Source organism: Curtobacterium sp. MCBD17_035 (genome assembly GCF_003234815.2).
Taxonomy (GTDB): domain Bacteria; phylum Actinomycetota; class Actinomycetes; order Actinomycetales; family Microbacteriaceae; genus Curtobacterium.
The window spans coordinates 1,593,469-1,620,122 of the sequence record NZ_CP126279.1 but is presented as its reverse complement, the minus strand read 5'-3'; the positions used below and the strand labels follow the sequence as shown (position 1 = coordinate 1,620,122).

Annotated in this window: 30 protein-coding genes; 7 read left to right on the top strand and 23 right to left on the bottom strand. The window is 73.1% G+C overall.

What is annotated here, in order from left to right:
- Nucleotides 1–51 precede the first annotated feature (51 nt).
- The 12 genes from DEI93_RS07660 to DEI93_RS07605 all read right to left on the bottom strand — a co-directional run bounded on the left by DEI93_RS07660 (nucleotide 52) and on the right by DEI93_RS07605 (nucleotide 10,782).
- The gene (locus DEI93_RS07660; protein WP_111119056.1) at nucleotides 52–1,173 is read right to left on the bottom strand and encodes a hypothetical protein; all 1,122 of its coding nucleotides are present in this window, start codon (nucleotides 1,171–1,173) and stop codon (nucleotides 52–54) included.
- Complete coding sequence (locus DEI93_RS07655; protein WP_111012468.1) at nucleotides 1,148–3,202, bottom strand: flagellar biosynthesis protein FlhA; 2,055 nt, start codon at nucleotides 3,200–3,202, stop codon at nucleotides 1,148–1,150. Before DEI93_RS07655 ends, DEI93_RS07660 begins: the two co-directional genes overlap by 26 nt.
- A complete protein-coding gene (locus DEI93_RS07650) occupies nucleotides 3,199–4,380 on the bottom strand; it encodes an EscU/YscU/HrcU family type III secretion system export apparatus switch protein (protein ID WP_111012469.1) in 1,182 nt (393 codons plus the stop codon). Before DEI93_RS07650 ends, DEI93_RS07655 begins: the two co-directional genes overlap by 4 nt.
- Before the next feature lie 2 nt (nucleotides 4,381–4,382).
- The gene (locus DEI93_RS07645; protein ID WP_258368442.1) at nucleotides 4,383–5,141 is read right to left on the bottom strand and encodes a flagellar biosynthetic protein FliR; all 759 of its coding nucleotides are present in this window, start codon (nucleotides 5,139–5,141) and stop codon (nucleotides 4,383–4,385) included.
- Between the two features lies 1 nt (nucleotide 5,142).
- Complete coding sequence (fliQ, locus tag DEI93_RS07640) at nucleotides 5,143–5,415, bottom strand: flagellar biosynthesis protein FliQ (protein WP_111008854.1); 273 nt, start codon at nucleotides 5,413–5,415, stop codon at nucleotides 5,143–5,145.
- The gene (gene fliP, locus DEI93_RS07635) at nucleotides 5,412–6,329 is read right to left on the bottom strand and encodes a flagellar type III secretion system pore protein FliP (protein WP_111008968.1); all 918 of its coding nucleotides are present in this window, start codon (nucleotides 6,327–6,329) and stop codon (nucleotides 5,412–5,414) included. Before fliP ends, fliQ begins: the two co-directional genes overlap by 4 nt.
- Complete coding sequence (locus DEI93_RS07630) at nucleotides 6,326–6,874, bottom strand: flagellar biosynthetic protein FliO (RefSeq protein ID WP_111119057.1); 549 nt, start codon at nucleotides 6,872–6,874, stop codon at nucleotides 6,326–6,328. Before DEI93_RS07630 ends, fliP begins: the two co-directional genes overlap by 4 nt.
- A 6-nt stretch (nucleotides 6,875–6,880) precedes the next feature.
- Nucleotides 6,881–7,588 (bottom strand): flagellar motor switch protein FliN, encoded by a 708-nt coding sequence (gene fliN, locus DEI93_RS07625; protein ID WP_111119058.1) that lies wholly within the window; start codon nucleotides 7,586–7,588, stop codon nucleotides 6,881–6,883.
- Complete coding sequence (locus DEI93_RS07620; RefSeq protein ID WP_258368441.1) at nucleotides 7,585–8,562, bottom strand: flagellar motor switch protein FliM; 978 nt, start codon at nucleotides 8,560–8,562, stop codon at nucleotides 7,585–7,587. The genes fliN and DEI93_RS07620 overlap by 4 nt, the downstream gene beginning before the upstream one ends.
- 73 nt (nucleotides 8,563–8,635) lie before the next feature.
- Complete coding sequence (locus tag DEI93_RS07615) at nucleotides 8,636–9,658, bottom strand: OmpA/MotB family protein (protein ID WP_258368440.1); 1,023 nt, start codon at nucleotides 9,656–9,658, stop codon at nucleotides 8,636–8,638.
- A gap of 1 nt (nucleotide 9,659) precedes the next feature.
- Complete coding sequence (locus DEI93_RS07610; RefSeq protein ID WP_111008850.1) at nucleotides 9,660–10,484, bottom strand: motility protein A; 825 nt, start codon at nucleotides 10,482–10,484, stop codon at nucleotides 9,660–9,662.
- 1 nt (nucleotide 10,485) lies between these two features.
- Entirely contained in the window at nucleotides 10,486–10,782 is a 297-nt protein-coding gene (locus DEI93_RS07605) for a flagellar FlbD family protein (RefSeq protein ID WP_111008849.1), read from the bottom strand.
- A gap of 202 nt (nucleotides 10,783–10,984) precedes the next feature.
- Here DEI93_RS07605 and DEI93_RS07600 point away from each other — a divergent pair, with 202 nt between their 5' ends.
- The 7 genes from DEI93_RS07600 (at nucleotide 10,985) to DEI93_RS07570 (ending at nucleotide 17,439) form a co-directional block, all read left to right on the top strand.
- On the top strand, nucleotides 10,985–12,166 hold the full coding sequence (locus DEI93_RS07600) for a carboxylate-amine ligase (RefSeq protein ID WP_111008848.1): 1,182 nt from the start codon (nucleotides 10,985–10,987) through the stop codon (nucleotides 12,164–12,166).
- A 75-nt stretch (nucleotides 12,167–12,241) separates the two neighbouring features.
- Nucleotides 12,242–12,979 carry a sulfite exporter TauE/SafE family protein gene (locus DEI93_RS07595; RefSeq protein WP_111026053.1) on the top strand — a complete coding sequence of 246 codons (738 nt, stop codon included), beginning with the start codon at nucleotides 12,242–12,244 and terminating at the stop codon, nucleotides 12,977–12,979.
- Between the two features lie 27 nt (nucleotides 12,980–13,006).
- Nucleotides 13,007–13,990: a glycoside hydrolase family protein gene (locus tag DEI93_RS07590; RefSeq protein WP_111008846.1), complete on the top strand. Its 984-nt coding sequence runs from the start codon at nucleotides 13,007–13,009 to the stop codon at nucleotides 13,988–13,990.
- The gene (locus DEI93_RS07585) at nucleotides 13,987–15,084 is read left to right on the top strand and encodes a Gfo/Idh/MocA family protein (protein WP_111119059.1); all 1,098 of its coding nucleotides are present in this window, start codon (nucleotides 13,987–13,989) and stop codon (nucleotides 15,082–15,084) included. The genes DEI93_RS07590 and DEI93_RS07585 overlap by 4 nt, the downstream gene beginning before the upstream one ends.
- Nucleotides 15,085–15,143: 59 nt before the next feature.
- Nucleotides 15,144–16,205: a Gfo/Idh/MocA family protein gene (locus DEI93_RS07580; protein WP_181435961.1), complete on the top strand. Its 1,062-nt coding sequence runs from the start codon at nucleotides 15,144–15,146 to the stop codon at nucleotides 16,203–16,205.
- 2 nt (nucleotides 16,206–16,207) lie between these two features.
- On the top strand, nucleotides 16,208–16,882 hold the full coding sequence (locus DEI93_RS07575) for a TetR/AcrR family transcriptional regulator (protein WP_111119061.1): 675 nt from the start codon (nucleotides 16,208–16,210) through the stop codon (nucleotides 16,880–16,882).
- Nucleotides 16,882–17,439 (top strand): hypothetical protein, encoded by a 558-nt coding sequence (locus tag DEI93_RS07570; protein ID WP_111119062.1) that lies wholly within the window; start codon nucleotides 16,882–16,884, stop codon nucleotides 17,437–17,439. The genes DEI93_RS07575 and DEI93_RS07570 overlap by 1 nt, the downstream gene beginning before the upstream one ends.
- A gap of 40 nt (nucleotides 17,440–17,479) precedes the next feature.
- Here the strand turns inward: DEI93_RS07570 and DEI93_RS07565 are convergent, their stop codons facing one another.
- From DEI93_RS07565 to DEI93_RS07515, 11 genes are all read right to left on the bottom strand, one after another.
- The gene (locus DEI93_RS07565; protein ID WP_258368439.1) at nucleotides 17,480–17,866 is read right to left on the bottom strand and encodes a VOC family protein; all 387 of its coding nucleotides are present in this window, start codon (nucleotides 17,864–17,866) and stop codon (nucleotides 17,480–17,482) included.
- 53 nt (nucleotides 17,867–17,919) lie between these two features.
- Nucleotides 17,920–18,048: a hypothetical protein gene (locus DEI93_RS07560; protein WP_258368438.1), complete on the bottom strand. Its 129-nt coding sequence runs from the start codon at nucleotides 18,046–18,048 to the stop codon at nucleotides 17,920–17,922.
- Nucleotides 18,045–19,085, bottom strand: coding sequence for a CU044_5270 family protein (locus DEI93_RS07555; protein WP_111008841.1), 1,041 nt, complete (start codon nucleotides 19,083–19,085; stop codon nucleotides 18,045–18,047). Before DEI93_RS07555 ends, DEI93_RS07560 begins: the two co-directional genes overlap by 4 nt.
- A complete protein-coding gene (locus DEI93_RS07550) occupies nucleotides 19,051–19,629 on the bottom strand; it encodes an RNA polymerase sigma factor (protein WP_258368437.1) in 579 nt (192 codons plus the stop codon). Before DEI93_RS07550 ends, DEI93_RS07555 begins: the two co-directional genes overlap by 35 nt.
- Before the next feature lie 47 nt (nucleotides 19,630–19,676).
- Nucleotides 19,677–20,207, bottom strand: coding sequence for a MarR family winged helix-turn-helix transcriptional regulator (locus DEI93_RS07545; protein WP_111119063.1), 531 nt, complete (start codon nucleotides 20,205–20,207; stop codon nucleotides 19,677–19,679).
- Nucleotides 20,208–20,346: 139 nt separating this feature from the next.
- Nucleotides 20,347–21,522: a flagellar hook protein FlgE gene (locus tag DEI93_RS07540; RefSeq protein WP_111026046.1), complete on the bottom strand. Its 1,176-nt coding sequence runs from the start codon at nucleotides 21,520–21,522 to the stop codon at nucleotides 20,347–20,349.
- 154 nt (nucleotides 21,523–21,676) lie between these two features.
- On the bottom strand, nucleotides 21,677–22,120 hold the full coding sequence (locus tag DEI93_RS07535; protein WP_111008838.1) for a flagellar hook capping FlgD N-terminal domain-containing protein: 444 nt from the start codon (nucleotides 22,118–22,120) through the stop codon (nucleotides 21,677–21,679).
- A 60-nt stretch (nucleotides 22,121–22,180) separates the two neighbouring features.
- A complete protein-coding gene (locus tag DEI93_RS07530; protein ID WP_111119064.1) occupies nucleotides 22,181–23,965 on the bottom strand; it encodes a flagellar hook-length control protein FliK in 1,785 nt (594 codons plus the stop codon).
- A complete protein-coding gene (locus DEI93_RS07525; protein ID WP_111119065.1) occupies nucleotides 23,962–24,855 on the bottom strand; it encodes a C40 family peptidase in 894 nt (297 codons plus the stop codon). Before DEI93_RS07525 ends, DEI93_RS07530 begins: the two co-directional genes overlap by 4 nt.
- Nucleotides 24,852–25,322, bottom strand: coding sequence for a flagellar FliJ family protein (locus DEI93_RS07520; RefSeq protein WP_111008835.1), 471 nt, complete (start codon nucleotides 25,320–25,322; stop codon nucleotides 24,852–24,854). The genes DEI93_RS07525 and DEI93_RS07520 overlap by 4 nt, the downstream gene beginning before the upstream one ends.
- Nucleotides 25,322–26,653 carry a FliI/YscN family ATPase gene (locus tag DEI93_RS07515; RefSeq protein WP_111119066.1) on the bottom strand — a complete coding sequence of 444 codons (1,332 nt, stop codon included), beginning with the start codon at nucleotides 26,651–26,653 and terminating at the stop codon, nucleotides 25,322–25,324. Before DEI93_RS07515 ends, DEI93_RS07520 begins: the two co-directional genes overlap by 1 nt.
- Nucleotide 26,654: the final 1 nt, after the last annotated feature.

Genomic DNA, 26,654 nt, shown 5'->3' with positions numbered 1-26,654 from the left:
GCGCGGGGAGCCCCCGGTGCGGACTCGGCACGGCGCCGATCGCGTCGACGGTCACCGCCAGCTCCGGACGTCGACCACGGGGAACCCGAGCATGTGCACGGTCTCCGGCGTCGTCGTGTCCTCGGCCCCGACGCTGAGGACCCCGGTCACGCCGATCGTCCGCTGCACCGCGCGGACCTCGCGCGCCGTGTCGTCGTGCTTGCGGCCCGCGTCCACGACCACCCACACCTGGTCGGGCGCGATCCCCACGAGTCGTGCGGCACGCTCCGGGTCGTCCGCCGCACCGCTCCACACGAACGACGACACGACCGCCGTGCCCTCCTGGACCCCCGCGGCCCGGGCGAGGATCGCCGATCGCCGGTCCTCGACGGGCAGGATCCGGAGCGCGTGTGCGGTCGCCACGACCGGGAGGACCTCGGTCACCGCCGCGGACCGGCCCACGACGAGCACGAGGTCACCGTCGGCGCGACGGACCGCGGGCGGGTCGGGAATCCGGTCCGTCGCGTCGGGGACGGGAGCCTGCACGAACCCGTCGACGCCGGCCGCGACCGGGGTGAGGGGCGTCGACTCGACGAGCCGGTCCTCCCGGTCGGACGGCAGCGGAACGGCCGGACCCACCGCGGGCGTCGCCGTCCCGCCCCCACCGAGGGCCTCACCGAGCGGGACGCGCGGCGCCAGGCCGTTGAAGGTGAAGTCGTCCATGAGCGAAGCGAAGGCGTCCGAGCGGGTCGCGACGACCTCCTCGTCCGCTCCCACCAGGAGCGGACCGGCCGGGCCGGGACCGGACGACACCGACCTGCCCGAGGCCGGGATGCCGGGAACGGGGCGGAGGGACCCGCGCGCTTCCTCGGCGGCGCGGCGACCACGACGGGTCATGACGGCGTCGGCGGCGGCGAGCCGGTCCTCCCGGGCCTCGGCGTCCTCGAGCAACGCGAGGATCCCGGCGCGACGGGGCCCACCCGCGTCGATGGCGACGCGCGCCACCGGTTCGTCGCCGGGCGCCGGCACCTCGACGGTCGCCTCGTAGTGGTGCTTCCGGAACAGGCCGCCGATGCCGCCCGTCGTCACCCGCTCGGCCGCGACGATGCGGGCCGCCGGGCCGAACTCGGCGCGGACGTCGGCGCGCAGGGCGTCGAGCGTCGGCGCACTACGCTGCGATCGGATCGGCGGCACGGACGACTCCCACGGTCTCGATGGTGGAGCCCGCGGCGGTCGCCTCCTGGTAGGAGAGCACCGGCAGGCCGTTGGACTGGGCGGACACCAGGCGGTGGATCGCCGGACGGAGCTGCGGCGCACACACGAGCACGGCCGACAGGCCCTGGTGCTCGACGGCGCCCACGGCATCGCGGACCGATCCGAGCACCTGCTCCACCCGGTGGGCGTCGAGCAGGATCTGCGTGCCCTGCTCGGAGGGGCGGAGCCCCTCGAGCATGGACTGCTCGAGCCCGGGGTCGATCATGATCACCCGGAGCACGCTGCCGTCGAGGTAGCGCGCGGCCAGGGCGGGGCCGAGCGCCGCACGGGCCGCCTCGACGAGTCCCTCGGGGTCCGTCGAGACCTTCGCCCGGAGCGTCAGCGCCTCGCAGATGCGCCCGAGGTCGTTGATCGGCACGCGCTCGGCCAGGAGGCCCTGCAGCACACGCTGGAGCTCGGCCATCGACAGCATGCCCGGCACGAGTTCCTCGACCGCTGCCGGGTTGGTCTGCTTGACGCCCTCCGTCAGGACCTTGACGTCCTCACGCGTGAGCAGCCGGGCGGCGTTGTCCCCGATGATCGCCTGCAGGTGTGTGACGAGCACGGACACGCGGTCGATCACCGTCGCGCCGGTCATCTCGGCGGCGTGCCGGAGTTCGGCGGGAACCCACCTGCCGGCCAGCCCGAACACCGGCTCGGTCGTCGGCTCCCCCGGCAGCCCGTCGAGCTGGTCGCCGAGGGCGAGCACGCTCCGTGCCGGCGCGGTGCCGCGGCCCGCCTCGACCCCCGCGATGCGGATCGCGTACGTCGACGGCGGCAGGTCGACGCTGTCCCGCGTGCGCACCGGCGGGACGACGAGTCCCATGTCGACCGCGATCTTGCGGCGGAGGGCGCGGACGCGCCCGAGCAGGTCGTCCGAGGCCCCGGACACCATGTCGACGAGGTCGGGCGCGAGCAGGATCTCGAGCGCGTGCACCCGCATCTGCTCGATGAGGTCCTCGGGGGTGTCCCCCGTCGGGGCGACGGCCGCGGCCCGCTCGGCCCGTTCCGCGGCGGCCGCATCGGCCTTCGCCGTGACCCCGAGGCGGTACGCGACGATGAGGAGCGCCGCCCCGACGAGCAGGAACGGGACGATCGGCATGCCCGGGATGAACGCCATGCCGCAGGCCGCGATCCCCGCGATGAGGATCGCGTTGCGGGACTGCGTCAGCTGCGTGGCGGCCGAGGAGCCCATGTCGGCGTCCGCGTTCGACCGGGTGACGATCATGCCCGTGGACACCGCCATGAGCAGCGCCGGGATCTGCGTCACGAGGCCGTCACCGATCGTCAGGATGCCGTACTTGCCCAACGCGTCGGTGATCGACAGCCCGTTCTGCACCATGCCGATCGCGATGCCGCCGACCAGGTTGATGACGATGATGAGGATGCCCGCGATCGCGTCCCCCTTGACGAACTTCGAGGCGCCGTCCATCGCGCCGTAGAAGTCCGCCTCGGCGGACACCGCTGCCCGGCGCTCCTTGGCGACGGTGTCGGTGATGAGTCCCGCGTTGAGGTCCGCGTCGATGGCCATCTGCTTGCCGGGCATCGCGTCGAGCGTGAACCGTGCCCCGACCTCGGCCACGCGCTCGGCGCCCTTCGTGACGACGACGAACTGGATCACGACGAGGATCATGAAGATCACCGCGCCGATGATCACCGACCCCGAGACCGCGACGTGCCCGAAGGCCTGGATGACGTCGCCCGCGAACCCCTTGCCGAGCACCAGTCGCGTCGACGCGACGTTGAGTCCGAGCCGGAACAGCGTCGCGACGAGCAGCAGCGACGGGAACACCGAGAAGTCGAGCGGCTTCCGCACGAACAGCGTCGTGAGCAGGATGACGAGCGCCAGCAGGATGTTGCAGATGATGAGGAAGTCGAGGACGAACGACGGCACCGGCATGATGAGCAGCAGGATGATGCCGACGATGCCGATCGGCACGGCGAGCTTGGGCAGGTCCTTGCGGTTCACGCTGGGGCTCCTTCGGTGGTCCGGGCATGACGGATGCGGCGGGGCAGGGCGTCCCCGGCGAGCTGGTCGGCGGCGATGACGGTGGCGACCTCGTCGGCGGTCGTGGGACGCGGGGCCGAGTGCACGCCGGTGGCGGCGCCGCGGGCGCGGAGCGCCATGACGAACGACAGGACCCGGGCCACGGGCGTGTAGAGATCGACCGGGATCTCCGTGCCGATCTCGCACGCGGCGTGCAGTGCACGGGTGAGCGGGACGTCGCGGACGATCGGGACACGGTCCGCCTCGGCACGGTCGCGGATGACCTCGGCGACGGCGCCCGCGCCCTTGGCGACGACCTTCGGTGCCGACTTGCCCGGCTCGTACCGGATCGCGACCGCGAAGTGCGTCGGGTTCGTCAGGACGACGTCGGCCGTGGCGATCGCACCGATCATGCGGTTCCGGCTCATCGCGAGCTGTCGGGAGCGCCGGTGCGACTTGACGTGGGGATCGCCGTCCGTGCTCTTGTGCTCGTCCTTGACCTCCTTCTTCGTCATCCGGGTCTTCTTGCGGTTCCGGCGCATGACGACGAACACGTCGACCGCCGCCAGGAGCAGGCCGGCCGCGATCGCCGCGCGGAGGAGCGTGGCGGCGCCGTTCCCGGCGGCCTGCAGCACCGCGGTGAGCGGCAGCGACCCCGAGGACATGAGCACGGGCACGAGGCCCTGCACGGCCCCCCAGAGCACGAGCCCGACGACCGCGCTCTTGAGCAGGGCCTTCGCGCCGCCCCAGAGCGCCTGGGTGCCGAACACCCGGGTGATGCCGGTGAGCAGGTTGAACTGCTCGTAGTTGCCGGTCATGCGCTTGATGTGCACGCCGCCCTGCGCGATCGCGGTGGCCGCCACGACGACCGCGACGACGCCGAGCATCGGGGCGAGGGTCGACCCGATCGAGCCGAGGTCGGCGGCCATGGTCTCGCGGACGGCGCCCACCGTCGGGTGGGCGATCACCCGCTCGATCCGGAACACCTGGTCCGTGCCCGCTGCGGCGGCCGATGCGATGGTGGACGGCACCATGACGGCGGCCGCGGCGACCCCGAGCCAGGCGCTGAGGTCGGTCGAACGGCTGAGCTGGCCCTTGCGGTGGACCTCCTTCATCCGCTTCTCGGTCGCCTGTTCGGTGCGTTCTCCGGTGTCGGACATGGTCACCGCCCTCCGGTCAGCAGGGTCACCGCGTCACCCGTGAGCGAGGACACGACGCTCGGCAGCGCCATGAACAACGCGCCGGCGAACATGACGGTCAGACCGATCTTGATCGGGTACCCGAGCTGCAGCGCGTTGAGCGCGGGTGCGACGCGGGTGAGCAGGCCGAGGCCGACGTCGGACAGGAACAGCACGACGACGAGCGGGCCCGCGATCTGGAGTGTCGAGAGGAACATCTGCGTCGTGCCGGCGAGCATCGCGTGCACCGGGTCGGCCAGCGAGAACGACCCGGCCAGCGGCACCGCGTCGAACGAGCGGGTCAGGCCGCCCACGATGAGCTGGTACCCGCCCGAGGCGAACAGGAGCGCGAGCGACGTCATCTCGAACAGGCGCGTGAACTGCGCCCCGTTCACCTGGGACTGCGGGTCGTACGCCTGCGCGAGCGTGAACCCGCCGAACAGGTCGACGAGCGCGCCGGCCGACTGGACCGCCGCGAACACGAGGTAGACCAGGAACCCGAGGGTCAGTCCCACGGCGAGCTCGACGACGAGCGCGACGACGAACGCGCCGGTGTCGAGCGCGTGGTACCGGGCTGCCGCCCGTGGCGCGACCGCGAGCGCCAGGCCCATCGCGAGCATCGCCTTGACCGTGCCGGGGAACGCCTTGTACGAGAACGGCGGCGCGATGACGATGAACGCCACCATCCGTACGCCCGCGAGCATGGTGCCCTCGAGCTGGTCGAAGTCGATCGACAGGTCCACGTCAGCTCCCGAGCAGGTTCGGGATCTGGTCGAACAGGAAGTGCGTGAACCCGACGATCTCGTCGATCATCCAGTTGCCGCACACGACGAGCGCGACGGCGACGGCGAGGGCCTTCGGGACGAACGCGAGCGTGACCTCCTGGATCTGCGTGATCGACTGCAGGAGCGAGATCGCGAACCCGACGACGAGGGACGTGATGAGCACGGGCGCGGCGAGCTTGCCCGCGACGATGAGCGCCTGCAGGACGAGGTCGATGACGGCTTGTTGGTTCACGACACCACCTGGTAGCTCTCGATGAGCGACTTGATGATGAGTCCCCAGCCGTCGACGAGCACGAAGAGCAGCACCTTGAACGGCAGCGAGATCATCACCGGCGGCAGCATCATCATGCCCATCGACTGGAGCGCCGCGGACACGACGAGGTCGATGACGAGGAACGGGAGGAAGATGACGAACCCGATGATGAACGCGCTGCGGAGCTCCGAGATCATGAACGCCGGGACCAACGTCGTCATCCCCACCGCGGCCTCGTTCTTCGGGTTGGGCCGGCCGGCCGCGCGGGTCATCAACGCCAGGTCCTCCTGCCGCGTCTGGTGGAGCATGAACTTCCGCAGGGGCGCACTGCCGACGTCCACGGCGTGCTGGAAGTCGATGTGCCCGGCGAGGTACGGCTGCAGGGCGTCGTCGTTGATGTGCCCGATGATCGGCCCCATGATGAACAGGGACAGGAACAGGGCGAGCCCGGCGATCACCTGGTTCGGCGGGATCGACTGCAGTCCGAGCGCGTTCCGGGTCATCGACAGGACGACGAAGATCTTCGTGAACGACGTCATCATGAGCAGCAACGCGGGTGCGACGCTGAGCAGCGTGATGCCGACGAGGGTGACGACCGCCGACGAGGGGGTGCCGTCCGGCCCGTTCACGGACACGTCGAGGCCGCCGTTCGTCGACGGGGTCGCGGGCGCGGTGGGGGCCGCGGGTGCGGTCGGCCCGACCACGCCGGCGGCGTGCGCGCCGCCAGCGGTGAGCATGAGGAAGCCGACGACCGCTGCGAGACCGAGGAAGACCAGGACGGCGATGCGTGCGACCCGGACCGCGCGGGCTCGGCTGCTCCGGGCCTCCCGGCCGACGCCGGGCGCGAGGACGAGCGGACGCAGCGGGGTGCGTCCGCCGGGGACGAGCGTCATCCGGCGCGCCTCGCGCGGACGGCCGCGGCGGCCTGCCGCCACGTGTCCGCCGACAGGATCGAGCCCTGGAGCTGCTGCTGCGTGGGCACGGCGATGTGCGCGGCGCGGCGGTTGCGGGGGCGGGCCCGGAGGACGGGTGCGGCGCTCTCCGGCTCCTCGGTGAGCGCCTGCGCGGCGGCCGGGAGGGACGGTGCAGCCTGTGCCGCCAGGACCGCCCGGAACGGGTCGGTCGCGTCGGACCCCGCGTCGGACCCCGCGTCGGACCCCGCGGCCGACGCAGCGGGCGCGGTCCCGGAGGCGAGCACGGCCACCTGCTGCTCGGTCACACCGAGGACGAGCCGCTCACCCTCGACGTCGACGACGACGACGCTGGCCTTGCCACCGATCCCCTGGCGCGCGACGACCTGGACCGCCGCCGAGCGTCGTCCGCGACCACGCGACGAGCCGGTCGTGCTCTTCGCGACGCGGCGCTGCACGAACCAGAGCAGGGCCAGCACGACGCCGAGGGAGAGCGCGACCCGGAGGGCGACGACGAGGGTGTCCACGGAGGGTCAGATCCCCTCGGCGACGTCGAGGATCTTCGTGATGCGGACGGCGTAGTCCTGGTCGACGACGACCACCTCGCCGTGCGCGATGAGGCGGCCGTTGAGCAGCACGTCGGCCGGTGCGCCGGCGGATCGGTCGAGTTCCACGACGGCCCCGGGCTCGAGGCCCAGGACGTCACGGACGGCCATGCGGGTGCGACCGATCTCGACGGTGAGCGCCATCTCGACGTTGTTGATCCGGCCGAGGTTGCCGCTGATCGACGAGGCGACGGCCGCGGCCGCGGCCGCGGGTGCGTCCTCGCGGATGCGGATGGCGAACCACCCCGCCGGGACGCCCGCGGCGCTCAGCTCGAACACGGTGGTCTGGGGGTCGAGCAGGAGTGACGCGGCGGACGCGCGCACGGCCTCGCCGAGCACGCCCACGCCGAGCATGCCGGCCGCCGCCTCGAGCGCTGGCCGGACGACGTCCGTCACCGAGACGAGCGGCGCGTCGACGCCGCCGGCGGCCGTCATGCCGTCGAGGTCGAGGAGCACGAGCGCGAGGTCGGCCGACAGGGCACCGACGAACGACGCGACGACCGCGCCGCCCGCCTGCCCGGCGGCACCGCTCGCCGCTCCCGGCGTGAGCGGGGTGGCGCGCAGGGGCGTGGGGGTCGGGAGCTGACCGACGAGCGCCTCGGCGACCGAGGTCTGCAGGGTGATGGTGGCGGTCATGACGCCCTTTCGGTGTTCGGAGTGCGTGCGTGGGCGCCGGCGGCGGCGGGCGTGGTGGCGACGACGACGCCGGCGAGACGTGAGCCGTTCGCGCCGACCGCCGCCGTGCCGATCGGCTCGCCGTCGACCGTCAGGGTCAGCGGACGGTGCTGCGGGTGCGGGAGCGGCACGACGTCGCCGACCGCGAGGCCGAGGACGACGGCCGGACGCACGACCGCCGGGGCGAGCTGCAGCGAGACCCCGACCGGCACGTTCGCGATCTGCGCGTCGAGGAGTTCGCGCGGATCGGCCGTCGTCACCGTCGGGTTCGACTCGCCGAGCTGCGGCAGGACGACCTCGAGCGGGATCGCCAGGGTGGCCGGCGCGATGCGCTCCCCCACGCGGATGTCGAACGACGCGACGAGCATGAGGTCGCTCTTCGTGGCCGCCTGCGCGAACTGGCTGTTCCACTGGAACGAGCCGACCCCGATCGGCTGCACGAGGAGCGTGCCGAGCGAGTAGCGGAGGTCGTCGAGCGCGTCCTCGACGAGTTTGCGCACGAGCGCCTGCTCGATCGGGGTGAAGGTGCGCTCGGGGGCCGGCAGCGGTCGGGCCGCTCCGAGCATGTGACTGACCCACGTGAGCACCGAGGTGAGCGGGAACTGCAGGACGCCCTTGGCGCTCACGTCCTCGATCGTCAGCAGCACCATCGCGGTGAGCGGCGGCAGCGACGCGGCGTACTCGTCGTACGTCAGCACCTGCACCTGCTCGCAGGTGACCTGGGAGAGCACCCGGACCTTCGCGGTCAACTGGGTGCCCCACTGCCGCGCGAACGTCTCGAACGCGAGCTCGAGCACGCGGGACTGCTCACGGGCGAGGGTCGTCGGTCGACGGAAGTCCACCACCTCGACCTGGGCGTCGTCGTGCGCACGCTGGTCCCCACCGTGGTCGTCGCGGGGGGACGCCACGGCGCGCTGGGCGAGGAGGTCGGTCACGACGGGCACTATCGGTCCCGCGGTGATCCGTCGTTAGCGCTGTCCCCCGGACTGGGCGGGGGTCCCGTCGCCGCTACCCATCGCCCTCCGCGGTCGTCGGCGCCGTGGTCCCCGCCGTCTCGCCCCGATGCGCCGCGTCCTGCGCAGCCGCGATGGCCGGCATGAGCGCGCTGACGTCCTGGTCCTGGTTCGACAGCACGACGATGTCGACGCGACGGTTCAGCGCGAGGTCGGCGTCGGTCGACCCCTTGGACAGCGGCCGGCTCGACCCGAACCCGACGCTCTGCACGTGGTCGGCCGGCAGGCCTCCGCGCTCGACGAGATCCCGGAGCACGCCGGTCGCGCGGGCCGCGGACAGCTCCCAGTTCGTGGCGTAGGGCGCGGTCGAGTTCCGCTGGTCGGCGTGCCCCTCGACGCTGATGTCGTGGCCGCTGCTCTTGAGGACCGGGGCGATCGCGTCCATGACCGCCCGGGCCTCGTCCGACAGGTCCGCGCTGTTGGTGGCGAAGTACGTCTCGCTCCCGACCAGCCGGACCGTCAGCCCGCGGGCGTCGAGGTCGAACTGCACGTTCGCGGTCTTGCCCTCGGCCGTCAGGTTCTTCTTGATCGCGGCCTCGATCGCCTTCAGGTCGTCGAGCTCCTTCTTCGCCGCCTCGACGTCCGCCTTGCTCGCCTTCGCCACGGCGGTGTTCGGCGTCGGGGCCGCCGCGGGGACCGCGACCGCGCTCGGGTCGGCGCTCGTGCCGTCCGCGTTGCTGTTCGCCGTGCCGCTCGCCGCACTCGAGTGCTCCGCATCGGACTTCGACAGCGCGTAGCCCTTGCCGTCCTTCTTCGTCACCTCGTCGGGCTTGACGACCGTGCCGGACGCCGTGTCGACCTTCTGCTTCTGCACCTGGCCGAAGCCGGTCGCGAGCGAGTCCTTGAGCGCGATGAACTTCTGCTGGTCGACCTGCGACATCGCGAACAGGACCAGGAACATGCACATGAGCACGGTGATCATGTCCATGTACGACGCCATCCAGCGCTCGTCCGGGTGGTCGTCGTCATCGTGTCCGCCGCCGCCGTGACCGCGGCGCCCTCGCCCTCTGCCAGCCACGTCAGGCCGCCAGCGCTTCGTCGTCGGCGGCGCCCTTGCCCTTGCCCTTGGCGCCCTTGGCCGGAGCCGCGTCACCGCGGGCCGACGGCGGCACCATGGCGCGGAGCCGCTCGCCGAGCAGGCGCGGCTGACTGCCCGCCTGCACGGCCAGGAGGCCCTCCATGAGCAGCGTCTGTCGAGCCACCTCGAGGTCGGCGAGCTTCTTGAGCTTGCCGCCGATCGGCAGCCACAGGAAGTTCGCACTGAGCAGGCCCCAGAGCGTCGCCACGAACGCCGACGCGATGAGCGGCCCGAGCTCGTCCGGCTTCGACAGGTTCGCGAGCACGTGGGTCAGGCTGACGACGGTGCCGATGATGCCGACCGTCGGGGCGTATCCGCCGAGTCCCATGAAGAACTTGCTCGCGTTCCGCAGGGTCGATGCGTTCGACTCGATCTCGTCCTCGAGGAGGATCCGGAGCTCCTCGCCGTCGGTGCCGTCCGCGATGTTCTGGAGCGCCTTCTTGAGGAACGGGTCGTCGTGCTTGTCGGCCTCCTGCTCGAGCGACAGCAGGCCGTTCGTCCGCGCCGTCTCAGCCAGACCGACGACGTCCTCGATCACCGATGCCGGGGGCACGACCTTGCCGGTGAACGCGGTCGGGATCGCCTTGAGGTTCGCGATGGCGTCCTTGAGCGTGGTTCCGGCGAGGCCACAGGCGAGCGTCGCGCCGAACACGAGCACCATCGGGGCGGGGATGATGAGTCCGGAGATCTCGACGTGCTCCATCGAGACCATGCCGAAGAGCGCCCCGAACGCGAGCAGGACGCCGATGATCGTCGCGAGGTCCACGTCAGCGCCGCCCCTCGGACGTGCGCGGTGCGGCGATGTCGGACACCGGCGCGAGGACCGGCTGCGGGCCCGTCGTGTTCACGCTCGAGGCCGTGTCGTCGGCCACGCCGGAGGCGATCGCGATGATCCGGGCGCGGTACGCGGCGATCATGTCGATGACCTCGGCCATCGACTCCTGCACGATGTACTTCGCGCCGTCCACCATGATGAGGGTGGTGTCCGGGCTCTCCTGGATGCGTTCCACGAGATCCGGGTTGACAGCGAATCTGCTGTCGTTGAGTCGCGTGACGACGATCATGGCCCGTCCTAGGTCGTGTGCTCCCGCCGCCGTCCGTGGGGCGGGTGTCCCGCTCGTCCTGAGCGGTACAGGCACGACTATCGGCCGTGGCGTCGCCGCCGTTAGCCCCTCGCGCACGGGCGGCGATCGCGCGCTTTACACCCGCGTCGTCCACCTGGCAACCCCGTGAGTCCTCCCGGCCGCGTCCGCACACAGTTGTGGCATGCGAACCATGGGTGTCGAGGAAGAACTGCTGCTGGTCGATGGCGAGACCGGCGAGCCCGTGCCCCTGGCCGACGAGGTCCTCGGCTGGCGGACCCGGCTGCAGGGGTCACGCGCCCACGGTTCCCTGACGGGCGAGATGCAGCTCGAGATGCTGGAGACCGTGTCGTCGGTGCACAACCGGCTGTCGGCGCTCGAGCAGGAGGTGCTCGCGAACCGCGGCACGGTCGACGCGATCGCGGCGCTCGAGGGTGCCCGGGTCGCCGCACTCGCGAGCGCGCCGCTCCCGACGCGACCGCACGCCCGGGACACACCGCGGTACCGGACGATGCTCGACCGCTACGGAGCGCTGCCCCGTCGGAGCCTGTCCTGCGGGCTGCACGTGCACGTCGGCATCGAGTCCGAGGACGAGGGCGTCGCCGTGCTGGACCGGATCCGCACCTGGACACCGGTCCTCATCGCCCTCACCGCGAACTCCCCGTTCCACGACGGCGAGGACACCGGGCACGCGAGCTACCGGAGCATCGAGTGGACGCGGTGGCCCTCCGCCGGGCCGATGGAGCGGTTCGGATCCGTCGCCCGGTACAACGCCGTCGAGCAGGCGATGCTCGGCACCGGTGCCCTGCTCGATGCGGGCATGCTCTACCTCGACGCTCGGCTGTCGCGGTCGTTCCCGACGGTCGAGGTGCGCGTCGCGGACGTGCCGCTCGACCCGGCGGTGACGGCGATGATCGCGGGCATCGTGCGGGCGATGGTCGACACCGCCGCGGCGGACTGGCGCAACGGCGTGCCCGCCCCGGACGCTCCCGCGTGCGCGGTTCGACTGGCGAACTGGCGGGCGGCACTCGAGGGACTGGAGGGCGAACTCGTCGACCCGGTCACGGGACGTGCGGCGGAGGCGCGCACGGTCATCGGGATGCTCCTCGAGCGCCTCGGCCCGGCGCTCCGCGCGAACGGTGACGAGCAGTTCGTCGAGCGGGGCATCGCCGAGGTCCTCGCGCACGGCACGGGTGCCCAGCGGCAGCGCGCCGAGTACGCGCGGACGGGCGATCTCGGCGCCGTGGTGCGGAGCGCGGTGCTCGAGACGCAGGGACGCAACCGCTCCGGGACGATCGACCTCGAGGAGCCGGACCCATCCGCAACCCCGCACCGGGCCTCCCGGCCGAGGACCGCGACCGCCTGACGACCGGCAGCGGGAACCCGCCGAGCCACGGCGCGGACCCGTCGGCCGGGCTCCGCGACGTGCCAGGATCCAACGGTGACGACCGCGGTGTTCCTGTTCGTGGCCGGTGTCGCCGCGGGCGTCATCGGCACCGCGGGCGGCATCACGTCGCTCGTGGCGTACCCGGCCCTGCTCGCCGTGGGCATCCCGCCCCTCGCCGCGAACGTGACGAACTCAGTGGCCCTGCTCGGCAGCGGGGCGGGATCGGCCCTCCGCGCGCGGGGCGACCTGGTCGGGCACGCGCCGACCGTCCGGCGGTGGCTGCCGGTCACGGTCGTCGTGTCGACCGCGGGCGCGGCCCTGCTGCTCGCGACGCCGTCGCACGTGTTCGACCGCATCGTCCCGTTCCTCGTCGCCGCGGGGTCCGCCCTGCTGCTCGTGCAACCGTGGATCGACCGCCGACGGACGGCGACGACGATGGCGCGCCCGGTCGCCGCGGCGAGCGTCGCCGGCGTCTCGCTCTACAACGGGTACTTCGGGGCGGGCTCCGGGGTCCTCATGATCGCCGTGCTGCTGCTCGACGGCGAACCCGTCCTGCACCGTGCGAACGCGCTGAAGAACGTGTTGCTCCTCGCTGGTGACATCGTGCCCGCCGTGCTGTTCGCCCTCTCCGGGACGGTCACGTGGGCCGCGGTGTGGCCCCTCGGCCTCGGCGCGCTCATCGGCGGGCTGATCGGTCCGAGCGTCGCACGGCGTGTCCCGCAGTCCGTGCTCCGTGTCGCCATCGCGGTGTGCGGGTTCGTGCTCGCCGGGTACCTGCTCGTCGCGGCATGACGAGCGGATCGGGAGCAGGCTCGGGGCATGACCGCTGACGACGCACTCGGGTCCATCGACCTCCCCGGCACCCCTCGACTGGTGGGCGCACCGTGGGGTGACACCTCGCGGCGGGGCCGCCCGTACGCGAAGGACCCGTCGGTGATCCGGTTCGGTGGCCGCTACCTGCTCTACTGCTCCTTGCCGTCCGGGTCCGACGACGTCGCCGAGGGCTGGTCGGTCGCCGTGGCCGAGAGCGACGACCTCGTGTCCTGGCGCACCGTCGCCGTCCTGCCGCCGTTCGGCGACTACGACGCGACGGGCGCCGCCGCCCCCGGTGCGGTCGTGCTCGACGGACGCGTGCACCTGTTCTTCCAGACCTACGGCCGTGGTCGCGAGGACGCGATCTGCCACGCCGTGAGCGACGACGGCATCGCCTTCACGCCGAACCCCGAGAACCCGGTCTTCGCGCCGTCGGGCGACTGGACGTGCGGACGTGCGATCGACGCCGACCTCGTGGCGACCGACGAGCACCTCGTGCTCGCCTGGGTCACGCGCGACCCGGAGATGCGGATCCAGATGCTCGGCACCGCTCGCGCGCCCCTCGACAGCGCCTTCGGCAGGGCGGACTGGGAGCAGCTGTCGGTCGACGGTCCCGCGCTGGCACCGGAACTGCCGTGGGAGCAGGAGTGCATCGAAGCGCCGGCGCTGCGCTGGGACGGCACGACGTTCACGATGTTCTACGCGGGCGCGTACAACAACTGCCCGCAGCAGATCGGCTGGGCGACGAGCACGGACGCGCGGACGTGGACGCGGGGTGCCGACGAGCCGCTGATCCCGGCGGGTCCGGGCGGCGCCTGGAACCACAGCGAGTCCGGACATCCCGGGTTCCTCGCCGACGGCCCCGACGCCGGGGTCCTGTTCTTCCAGGCGAACGCGGACGACGGGCACACGTGGCGGATCGGCGCGACACGGGTGTCGTTCGACGGTGCGACTCCGCGCGTCGAGTTCCACGGGGAGGCCGCGCGATGACCGCCCCGATGCGCGTCGGCCTGGTCGGCGTGGGCACCATCAGCGCCCAGTACCTCGCCGACCTGCCGTCCCTGCCCGGACTCCGGCTCACCGCCGTCGCGGACGTCCTGGAGGACCGTGCGGCTGCCGTCGCCGCCGCTGCGGGCGTGCAGGCACTCGCGGTCGACGACCTCCTGACCTCGCCCGACGTCGACGTGGTGCTCAACCTGACGATCCCCGCCGCACACGCGTCCGTGGCCACACGCGCCGTCGCGGCCGGCAAGCACGTGTACGGCGAGAAGCCGCTCGCGCTCTCGACCGCCGAGGCCGCCCCGGTGCTCGAGGCCGCCGCGCGCGCGGGCGTCCGGGTGGGCAGCGCCCCGGACACCGTGCTCGGTACCGGCATCCAGACCGCACGGGCCGCGATCGACGACGGGCTCATCGGCACACCCGTCGGTGCCGCCGTCGCCTGGAGCGCGCCCGGGCACGAGCTGTGGCACCCCGCGCCGGGGTTCTACTACCAGCCGGGCGGGGGTCCGCTCTTCGACATGGGTCCCTACTCCCTGTCGAGCCTCGTGACCTTCCTCGGCCCCGTCGCCCGGGTGAGCGCGAGTGCGACGCGATCGGACCGCCGGCGCACGATCGGTACGGGCCCGGCGGCCGGGACGGGCATCGACGTGTCGGTCGACACCCACGTCGTCGCGATCCTCGAGCACGTCGACGGCAGCGTCTCGACCGTCACGATGTCGTTCGAGGTCTGGGCGACCCGCGCACCCCTGTTCGAGGTGTACGGCACCGCGGGCACGCTGGGTGTGCCCGACCCCAACCGCTTCTCGGACCCCGTGTCGGTGTTCGTCGCCGGGAGCGACGCGTGGCGGGAGCTCCCGGTCGCCGGCGGGTACGCCGACGCGGGCCGCGGTCACGGCCTCGCGGACATGGCCCACGCGATCGCCACCGGCCGGCCGCACCGGGCCTCCGGCGCGCTCGCGTTCCACGTGCTCGACGTGATGGAGTCGATCACCCGTGCCGCCGTCGAGCACCGCGTCATCGAGATCGCGTCGCGCGTCGAGCGACCGGAGCCCGTCCCGCTGGGAGCGCGTCCCGACACCTGGTGAGCGTCCGCGCGTCGCGCGGAGCGAACACGAACACCGAGATGAGCCACGAGGGAGCGAGCATGTCATTGACGTTCGGGATGATCGGGGCGTCGACGATCGGTCCATCCGGGTTGCTCGAGCCTGCCGCACGTCGTCCGGACGTGCGCGTCGCGCGGGTCGCGGCGCGTCGCCCCGGGGCAGCCGCGGAGTACGCGCGGACGTGGGACATCCCGCGCGCGTCGGAGCACTACGAGGACGTCCTCGCCGACGCCGACGTCGACGCGGTGTACATAGCGAACGCCGCGGCCGAACACGCACGGTGGACGATCGCGGCGCTCCGCGCGGGCAAACACGTGTTGTGCGAAAAACCGATCGGTGTGAGCGGCGCCGAGGGTCGCGCGATCGTCGCCGTCGCGGCGGACTCGGGGCGGCTCGTCATGGAGGGGTTCCACTACCGCTTCCACCCGCTGTTCGACGCACTCCGGACGCTGGTCGGGGACGGCCGGTACGGGCCGCTCTCGTCGATCAGCTCATCTGTCAACGGCACCCGCCCGTACGATCCGCAGTCGATCCTGCACGTCGCCGCGCTCGGAGGCGGTGCCCTCCTCCACAACGGCGTGTACGCCGTGCACTGGTCGCGACTCCTGTTCGACGCGGAGCCGAGCGAGGTGACCGCCCGTCAGCGGTGGAACCCGAGCGGCGCGGACTCGGACACGATCGCGACGCTGCGCTTCCCCACGGGCACCACCGCCAGCATCCACTGCTCGTTCGACCAGGACGATCCGGTGTCCCTCACGCTCCAACTCGCGGGGGCCGAGGTGACGGTGACGGGACCGATCGTGCCGCACCACGGAAACAGCCTCCGTGTCATCCCCCGACACGGCGCTCCGACGATGACGACGGTCGCCGGCGGCACGAGCTTCGACCACCAGCTCGACGCCTTCGTCCGTCGTGTCGGTGCCGGCGTCCCCGATCCGAGCACGGCGTACGGGCGCGGCGACGACATCGTCGCGAACCTCGATGTGGTGGATGCCATCCGCCGAGCCGCACGGTCCGGAGGGACGGAGCCGGTCGACGGTGACGCACTGGACGACGCCGTCCCGGAAGCTGGACGGCGGAACGCATCGCGCGCTAGTTTTTGAACATGTTCGAAAACGAGGACCGGGAGTCGAAGCGCAGCCGCACACGGGCGCACATCCGCGAGGTCGCGCTGCGGTCACTCCGCGAGCGTGGCTACGACGGTACGACCATGCGAGGCATCGCGACCGACGCCGGACTCTCCGTCGGGAACGCCTACTACCACTTCCCGACGAAAGACCACCTGGTCCAGGAGCTCTACGTCGACGTGCAGCAGGAGCACCGCGCGGTCGCGCTCCCGCAGCTCGCCGTGGAGGACGATCTGACGGCACGGGTGGGCATCGTCGTCCGGACCGGGCTCGCGAACCTCCGCGGCTACCACGCGATCGCCCCGCAGTTCCTCGCGGCCGCGATGGCGCCCGGCTCCCCGATCAACCCGCTGTCCACCGAGTCGTCCGCCGCGCGGGACCTCGTGCTCGGGCTGTTCCGCGAGGCCGTCGACGCTGCGCGGCAACAGCTCCCCCGCGACCTCGCGGGTGACCTGCCGATCGCGCTCTGGACCGGCTACCTGCTCCTCACGCTGTTCTGGACCTACGACACCTCCGCCGAGCAGGCCCGCACGGCACGTCTCGTCGACGCGATGCTCCGCGTCCTCCGGTTCGCACTCCCGATGCTCCGGATCCGCCCGTTCCGCTCGGCGGTCACCGAGATCGTCGGCATCGTCGCCGGGCGCCTCGCATGATGACCGACCGCCAGAACGGGACCCGGACGTGGGCCGACAGCTGGTGGCTCGAGATCCGGGCGTACGGGTGGCTCGTCGGGGTGACACTGCCGATCGTCCTGCTCCTGGGGTTGTCGGGGACCTCGCTCGTGTCGCTCACGGACGGCATCGGCGTCGGTGGCGGGCCCTGGTACGAGGTCGTGGGCCAGATGCTGCTCTGGGTCGTCTGGATGGACGGCCTCACTGCCGTGTTCGCCTTCGGCGCCGTCCTCGTCGCGTTGCCGTTCACGTGGTCACTGGGCCGGGTGATGCGCCCCGTCCGTTCGCGCGCGGTGCACGTCGTCGCGACCTCGGTGCTCGCGGGCACGCTCGCCGCGGTCCCGATCGCCGTCTGGCCGCCGTCGGCGATCCTGTTCGTACCCATCTCGGTCGCGGCCGGCGCCGCCGGGGCGATCGCTCGGCGCGGCGAGTTCCGCCGAGCCGACCGGCTCGCCGCGGAGCACGGGCGGTCGGACGGTGCGCCGGCCGGGGCGTGGCCGGCGCCGTCGCCCGTCCGTCCGACCGGGGACGGGAGCTGACCCGCCGGCCCGCACCACCGGCGGGGACAGCCGGGAACGCTCAAGCCCCCGGCAGGAACAGGCAGAACGGGTGGCCGTCGGGGTCGAGCATCACCCGGACGTCCTCGGTCGGCTGCCACGCGGCTTGCCGTGCGCCGAGCCCCTCGGCTCGCGCGACCGCGGCAGGCAGGTCCTCGACCAGGAAGTCGAGGTGGAGTTGCATGCCGGGCGCGTCCGATCGGCCGGGCCAGGTCGGCGGGACGTACTCGGGCTCGAGCTGCACCGAGAGGCCCGGGCCGTCGTCAGGACGGACCCGGGCCCAGCTGTCGTCGTCCTCGAACACCGTCCAACCCGTCAGGGCGCCGTAGAAGCGGGCGAGCTCCAGGGGGCGCGGCGAGTCGAGGACGGTGGCGACGAGGGTCGGCATCGCGGGGTCGGCGGCGGTCATGCCGGGGAGCGTACGCCCGGTGGTCGGGCGGTACCGCTCCCCGGCACGGGCCGTCATCGTCCGTTCGCGGCCTCGCGCTCGAGTGCCCAGGTGACGTCGACCCAGCGGGTCCTCGGTGTCGGGATCACCAGGAGCGGCACGGTGTCCACGCCGACGGTCTCGACCTGCGGTGCGGCGCTCACCGGGCGCTCCTGGCCGGTGCGGCGTCGACGACGCTCGTGGTCACCGCGGTCCAGCCGATGGGGGTGCCGTCGGGCACCTTCCAGGAGGCAGCCGCCCCGCCCGTGACGACCTCGCGTTCGCCGATGAGCAGGCCCGTGGACGGATCGATGATGAGCTCCTGCTGGTCGCCGTTGCCCTGTGCGTAGCCGATCGCGACGCCGGTCCGCCCCTCGAGGTTGGCCTGGCGGTCGGTCAGGACGACCCCGGGGATGCCCGCGGCCGCCTTGTACAGGGCTGCGCGGAGGTCCGCCGGTGCGAGTCCACTGCGGAGCGTGTCGGCGATCCACCCGAACGCGGCGAGGTCCGGGTCGTCCTGGCCCTTCGTGGCGTCGTAGGCGTGCCGGAGCAGCGCGGCGGGGTCCCGTGGAAGGGCCGCGAGGTCCGACGGCGACACCACGGCCGGGCTCCCGTAGAACCCACCACCGGCTGCGCGCAGGTACTCCCCCTTCGCCTTGTCGGACACGCGCGCGGCGCGCTCGGAGTCGGGCCCGAACGTCTGCACCACCCGCTCCGGGTCGCGGACCCAGACCCAGTCACCGGCCGTGTCGGCGGGGACGTACAACTGGCCGTCCTGCGACGACAGGTAGGTGCCGGAGCCGTGGTCGTCCTCGAACCCGGATGCGTAGACGGCCCGCGTCGCGACCTCGAGGTACTGACCGGGGTGCACGACCGGGTCCGTCGTGGCGGTCGTCGAGGCGGCGGCGTGGGTGAGGACCTCCGCCGCGGCCGGCGCGGCGCTGCCGTGCGGTCCGGTGCCGGCCACGCCGATCACGTTCCCGACGACGAGGGCCGCCGCGACGCCCGCGGCGACGACGGAACCGGCGCCGATCCACCCGGCACGGCGGCCGCGCCGACCGGATCCACGTCGGACCGGACCCCGTGTGGGCGTGCCCTGCTCGATGTGCGCGAGCAGTGCCTCCCGGCCGCGTGCCAACGTCTCCGGCTGGACCGGTTCCACGTCGTCACGAACGGACCGGAGCAGTGTCAACTCGTCCATGTTCCACCTCCTGAGCCGCGTCGCGGCCTGCAGCGGCACGCAGCGTGCGGCGTGCTCGGTTGAGTCGTGAGCGGACGGTCCCGACGGGAACGTCCAGCGCCAGGGCGACGCCCTCGTAGTCGAGGTCGGCCCAGGCGTAGAGCAGCAGCACGTCGCGGTCGCGGGCGGGCATCCGCTGGATCGCGGAGCGCAGTCGGCGGACCGCGAGTTCGGCCTCGAGCGCCTCGTGGTCGTGCTCGGTGACGAGCGCGGTCGGGTCGGCCCGGGCGCTCGCCCAGAGCCGCGCCTCGATCCGACGGTGCCGTTTCAGCAGCGTCGTGACGATGCCGTACAGCCAGGGCAGGGCGTCCGCGCGGTCGAGGTCGTACGCGGTCCGGCGCTCGAACGCGACGGTGAAGGTCTCGGACACCAGGTCCTCGGCCACGTCGGGTCCCGCGCGGCGCGCTGCGAACCGGTGGATCGCCGGGGCGTGCCGGTCGTACAGCTGGGCGAACTCGGCGGGCCGTTCCAGGGTCCGCCGGATGATGTCGCTGTCGGTGCTCACACCAGGTATTGCACGGACCGGGCGATCGGGTTCACGATCCGTTCCGGTCAGTCGCCGCTCGGCGTGTCGCGCCGTGCGGCACGGGTGCGCCGCGGCCGGGCGGAACGGGGCGGGATGGTGCGCATGTGATCGCGGACGCGGGCGAGGACGCGGGACAGCGCCTCGATGTCGTCGTGGCCGAGCGGCTCGAGGAACAGCTCGCGGAGGACCGCGACGTGGCCCGGGAACACGCGGGCGAGCACGGCGCGACCCGCGTCGGTGACCGTCACGGTGACGCCGCGCTCGTCCTCGGCCGAGGTGCTCCGGGCGACGAGCCCGGCCCGCTCGAGCAGCCCCACCTGGTAGGTGAGGCCGCTCCGGCTGTAGACGACGCCGTCGGCGAGTTCGGTCATCCGGCGGCTGCCGTCCGGAGCGTCGCCCAGCGTGGCGAGGAGCTGGAACTGCACGTAGCTGAGGTCGCCGGCCTCACGCAGCTGCTGCTCGACCGTGTGGCGCAGCAGACTGCTCACCTCGATGAGCGCGAAGTACGCGTCGAGTTCGACGGGGTCGAGCAGGGGTCGGGCTTCGTCGACGGGCATCCCTCCATCGTAGGTGCTTCGAATTCCCAGCACCCGAGGGGCAGCGGCGCGCCGGTGACCGCGCACATGCCGGGAGGCCCGGCGGACGTGACCGGTGAACCGGACGTCCGCCGGGCCTCCCGGCCGCGCGGCGTGCGCGTCAGCGCTTGAGGTTCGTCAGCTCCTCGAGCACGGAGTCGGACGTCGTGATGATGCGGGCGTTCGCCTGGAACCCACGCTGGGCGACGATGAGGTTCGTGAACTCCTGCGAGAGGTCCACGTTCGACATCTCGAGCGTGCCCGACGCGAGCGAGCCGAGGCTGCCGGACGTGGGGCTCCCGACCTGCGCCGAACCCGAGTTCGCCGTGGCGCGGTAGCCGGAGTCGCCGACCTTCTCGAGGCCACCCGGGTTCGCGAACGACGCCAGGGCGATGCGGCCGAGCGCCTCGGTCGAGCCGTTCGAGAACTGGCCGACGAGCGTGCCGTCCTGCGAGATGGAGAAGCCCTTGAGGGTGCCGGCCGCGTGGCCGTTCTGGCTGCTGATCGACGCGGTCGAGAGCGTGGCGAACCCGGTGAGCTGGGTCATGTCAGCGGTGATACCACCGATCTTCAGCGTCCCACCGCCGCTGATCTTGCCGTCGGCGCCGAACGTGATCGTGCCGGACGCGGCGTTGCCCTCACCGTCGGTGCCGCTGACGTTCCAGCCCGCGGCGGTCTTCGTGAACGCGAGCGTCATCGCGTGCTTGGTGCCGGACGCGTCGTACACGTCGCTGTCGCGGGTGATCACCTGTCCGGTCGCGGTGTCCGACGGCAGGTTGCCGTCGACCGTGGCCGAGGTCGTCACGGCAGCGGGTGCCGCTGCGGTCAGCGGCAGCGTGATGTCGCCGAGCTGGCCGCCGTCGTCGACGACGCCGTTGGTGGCCGAGTAGCCCTGGACGATCTTCCCGTCCGGCGTGGTCAGTCGGCCCTGCGCGTCGAAGTCGAACGACCCCGCTCGCGTGTAGACGGTGTCGTTGCCCTGCCGGGTGACGAAGAACCCGTCGCCGGAGATCATGAGGTCGGTGGCCTTGCCGGTCGCCTCGGCCGAGCCCTGCGCGAAGTTCGTCGAGACGCCGGCGACCTGCACGCCGAGGCCGATCTGGGCCGGGTTCGTGCCGCCGAGGCCGGACTGCGGGGAGCCCGCACCCTGGGTCATCTGCGACAGGGTGTCCTGGAACACGGTCGTCGACGACTTGAAGCCGGCCGTGTTGACGTTGGCGATGTTGTTGCCCGTGACGTCGAGCATCTCCTGGTGGGAGCGGAGTCCGGAGATCCCGGAGTACAGCGAGCGGAGCATGGTGCGTCCTTTCGGAGGGCGACGGGCCGGCTGGCTCGCCGTCGGTGACGGAAGTGGTGGTCTCCGCGGCGCGTCCGTGCTGTGCGGTGGTGGTCCGACCGGCCGTCCTGGCCGGGGTGGTCGTGCGGGCAGGGCCCGGGGAGGTGCGGGGCCCTCAGGACCCGCTGCTGGTCGTGGTCGTGACGCCGGAGACGCTGTCCAGAGCGACCTCCTTCCCGTTGACGGTCACCTGCGGGACGCTCCCGGCGTACGAGACGGCGGTGGCGGTGCCGGTCACGTCGGTGCCGGTCGTCGCGTCGGTGTAGGAGACCTGCTTGCCGACGAGGTTGGCGGCGGCGATCCGCATCTGGAGCGAGAAGTTCTCGTTCGCGGTCGACGTCTGGTTCGTCATCTGCTCCATCATCGCCATCTGCGTCTGCTGGCTGATCATGGCGTTCGTGTCCATCGGGCTCGACGGGTCCTGGTTCTGCAGCTGCGTGACGAGCAGCTTGAGGAACATCTGCGAGTCCATCGTCGACGAGGTCGTCGTCGGGTTCGCCGCGAGCGCTGATGCCTGGGCGGCCGTGTCCACGGTGCCGGTGATGCCGTCGAGTGCCATGTGCGGTCCTTCGTTCGTTCTCGGTGACTATCGGTCGTCGTTCGGGTCTCGTCAGCGCCGTCAGGCGAGGACGTCGAGCCCGGTGGTCGGGGTGGCCGTCCGTCCGGCGGCCGCAGCGGCGTCAGCGGACGCCGCCGTGGCGCCGGTGGGCCCGACCGGACCGCCCGACGCGGGCCTCGGGGCGGTCGAGGGTCGCCGGTCGCCGCCGCCCGTGTCCGACGGCTGGTTCTGCCCCGAGAGGTCGAGTGTCGTCGCCACCCCGGTCTGCCCGAGGTCACGTCGGAGCTCGGGCATGATCGACCGCACCGCGTCCCGGCCCGCGTCCGACGCGGCGAACAGCTCGACGCGCATCCCGTCGGCGGACACGTGCGCGCGGACGGTCACCGATCCGAGCGTCTCCGGGCTCACCGTGACGGTCACGACATGCTCGCCGTGTGGTGCTGCCGCGAGCGTGAACAGCGGTCGCGCGAGCTGCTGCGCCAACGGCGCGGGGGTCGGCGACGGCGCTGCGGCGGTCGCCGACACCGCGGGACCGGCCGGTCCGGCTCCCGGGGCCACCGCGGGTACGGCGAACGGGAGGGACGGGGCCGCGTCCGGCGCGCGCTGGTCGACGGCCGCGGGTCCGGTCGTCGTGCGCGCCGGCCCGGCCGGAGCCGGTCCCGCGGTGCGGGTCGGGAGGGACGGTGCGGCGTCCGCGGAGGCCATGCGGACCGCCGGTCGCTCGGTCGCCGTCGACGGCGGAGCGGTGATCGCCCCGCTGGCCGCCGCCGCGCTCGGCAGGGGTCCGGTCGTCGCGGTGCCGCTCGTCGCGGTGCCGGTCGTGGCGGGTCCGGTGACGCTCGCTCCGGTGCTCGAGGCGTCGGTGGCGCGCCCGGCGATGCCGACCCCGTCGGTGATGGCTTCGGAGGTCCTGGTCTCGACTGAGCCGGACCGGGAGGCGCCGGTGCCGGCGCCGGTGCCGGTGGCACTCCGGCCGAGCCGGCTGCGGCCGACGGAGTCGACTCCGACCGGCGACGTCGACGTGACGGAGGCGCCACCCGGGGCCGTGGTGCCTCCGGCGAGCGTGCCGGGGACGCCTGCGGTCGCGCTCGGGTCGGACGTCGCGTCGGCCGAGGTGTTCCCGGGAACGCCGTCGGGCACCGGGGCGGCGGCGAGTCCGGGCAGTCCCCCCATCGGGGTGAGCGTCGCCGGCACGGCGGATGTCGGGCCGGAGGCACCGGACCCGAGCGCCGCGCGGCGGCCGGTGGTCGGGTCCGCGCCGAGACCGACGCCCGTCGGCACGGCGCCCCCGGCGACGGTGGTGGCCGTGGCGGTCGTGGCACCGGGGACGTCGAGCGCAGCACCCGCGCCCGTCGGGACAGCGCCGGCCGAGCCGGACGCGGCTCCGGTGTCGGCCACGGCCGAGGGCGCACCGGCGGTCGCCGAGGACGCCCCGGTGACGGCAGCAGCCAGGCTCGCGAGCGCCGCGGCGCCGGCGACGTCCACGAGCCCGTCCCCGACGTCGGCGCCGGACTGGTCGCCCGCGTCCGTCCCGTTCGCGGGCGTCGATGCCGACCGGGCTCGTTCCGCATGGCGGTCGGCGCCGTCGTGGCGACCCCGTGGTCGTGCGGCGCGGTCCTCGTGGCTGCTCCCGGGCCTCCCGGTCGACGGAGCGGGCCGGTGATCGGGTCGGACGCCGGCCTCCTGGTCCAGCCGGTCGTCGGACCGGCCGTCCCGATCGCTGTCGGTGGCGACGGAGGCCAGGGTCGCGTCGAAGTCCCCGGAGCCGGTGGGCGACGTCGGACGTCCCGTACCGGACCGTGGCGCCGCGGGCGGCGGTGCCGCGGGCGTGGCGAGCACGGTCATGCGATGCTCCCGCCGCCGAGCAGCGACATGAGCGCCGCTGTCTGGAGGTCGGCCGACGAGGTCCCCGCGGTGCCGCCGAGCGACGAGAGCGACGACAGGCCCCCGAGCGAGGACAGCGAGGACAGTGAGGACAGCCCGCCGAGCGACGCCAGCGCGTCGAGCGACGACGCGCTCGAGCCCGCTCCCGTCGCGGATGACAGCGACGCCAGGAGGGACCGGGCGGACGCGACCGCGGACGCGTCGGAGGCGGCCGCGGACGGGGGCGAGGACGTGGCGGTCGACGGCACGATGCGTCGGATCGTCGCGATGTCGCTGTCCTTCAGCCAGTTGTCGACGATGCGGACGTCCTTGCCGGGGTGCGGCGCGTGGAGCACCTTCCCGTTGCCGACGTAGATGACGACGTGGCCCTCGCCCTTCGGGATGATGAGGTCCCCGGGCTGCGCCTGGGCCAGCGAGGGCACGGCGACGCCCATCTTCGCCTGGTCCGGCACGACGCGGGGCATGTGGACGCCGAGGTCCTTGAACACCGTCTGGACGAGTCCCGAGCAGTCCATACCGGACCGGGTGGTGCCACCGAACACGTACGGCACGCCGAGGTATTTCTCCGCGTCCGCCACGACCTCGGTTCCGGTGGCCCCGGACCCCGTCGCCAGCGTGCCGGCCTCGGCATCCGTCGACGTCGGCGCGGCAGCGTCGGTGGTGGCCGGAGCAGCGGTGGCACTGGCGCCGGTCGCCGTCGTCGGGTCGCTCGCGGCGCTCAGGGCGTCCGCGAACGCGGTCGAGGCATCGGTGGAACTCGTGGCGGTCGCGCTCGCGTCGACACCGCCGCGCAGGGTGGCGATCTGGGACTGGATCTCCTGGATCCGGGCGAACACCGCGTCGACGGTCATCGGGCACCTCCGGTGGGGTCGGTCGGGGCCGCGGGACGCTCGGTCTCCGGCGGCGTGGGTCGTGCCGTGCGGGCGGCGATCTCGTCGAGGACGAGCTGTTCGGCGCGCAGGTCCTCCTCGGCGACGCGCTCGGCGTGCCGTTGCTCGAGCTTCTCGAGTCCGATCGCGGCACGGCGTGCGTCGTGGTGGGCACTGCGGGCCCGGTCGGCGGCGGCACGGCGGGTGGCCTCGACCCCCGCGAGCTCCTCGAGCATCCCGCGGGTCGCGGCGCGGGCGGCGGCGACCGCGCTGAGCACCGCGGCGTCGGTGACCTCGGCCTGCGGGTCGTCGAGCGTGCGGCGGGCGGCCATCCGTGCGTCGGCGGCGTCGCGGAGCCGCTCGTTGGCGGCAGCCAGCTCGGCGGCGGCCTGGTCCTGTTGCGCGTGCCGGAGGCGGAGCAGTCCGGCCAGGGCGAAGCGGCGGGGCATCAGACGCCCCCGAACCGCGCGACCAGGGCGGCGAGCCGTCGCCAGGAGTCCTCGGCCTCGGCGCGCTCGTCCATGCCCTGCCGGAGGAACGCGTCGATCGCGCCCTGGTGGTCCACCGCGGCGTCGACGAGGGGGTTGCTCCCCCGCTGGTACGCCCCGACGTCGAGCAGGTCCTGCGCGGCCTTCCGCGCGGCCATGACCGATCGGAGCGTGGTGGCGAGGGAGCGGCGGTCCGCGGGCGTCACCTTGCCGGCGACGCGGGACACCGACCCGAGGGGGTCGACGGACGGGAAGTGTCCCGTGACCGCCAGGCGCCGGTCGAGCACGACGTGCCCGTCGAGGATGCTCCGCGCCGCGTCGGCGATCGGCTCGTTGTGGTCGTCGCCGTCGACGAGCACCGTGTACAGGCCGGTGACGCTGCCGACGCGGTCCGTTCCGGCACGCTCGAGCAGGCCTGCGAGGAGCGAGAAGGTCGACGGCGGGTACCCGCGGGTCGCGGGCGGCTCGCCCACGGACAGGCCGATCTCCCGCTGCGCCATCGCGACGCGGGTGAGCGAGTCCATCATGAGGACGACGTCCTGTCCGGCGTCGCGGAACGACTCGGCGATGCGGGTCGCCAGGAACGCCGCCCGGAGCCGCATGAGCGCCGGCTCGTCGGAGGTGGCGACGACGACGACCGAACGAGCGAGCCCGGCTGGCCCGAGGTCGTCCTCGAGGAACTCCCGGACCTCGCGACCGCGTTCACCGACGAGGGCGATGACGCTCACGGCCGCGTCGCTCCCCCGCGCGATCATCGACAGCAGGGACGACTTGCCGACACCCGAGCCGGCGAACAGCCCCAGGCGCTGCCCTCGGCCGACGGTGGTGAGGGTGTCGAGCACGCGGACGCCGAGCTGGAGCGGGGTCGCGATCCGTGCGCGGTGCATGGCGGAGGGCGTGTCGTGGTCGAGGGGCACCAGGTCGTCGGCGTCGAGCGGCCCGGCACCGTCGATCGGCCGCCCGAGCCCGTCGAGCACACGCCCGAACAGACCGGCACCGGTGGGCACGAGCACGGGACGCCCGGTCGGCCGTGCCGGGGTGCCCGCCGTCACGCCGGTGAGTCGGTGGAGCGGCATGCAGCGGATGCCGCTCGCGTCGGTGGCCACGACCTCGACGGCGACCGGTGGTTCGCCGTCCCGGCCGACGGCGACGACCTCGCCGATCGCGCAGTCGAGCCCCGCGATCGTGAGTCCGAGTCCGACGGCGCTCGTGACGACGCCGACCCGCTGCGGACGTGCCGCCGCGACGGCGCGGTCGAGTGCCGCCGGACGGATCCGCAGCGGCGTTCCCACG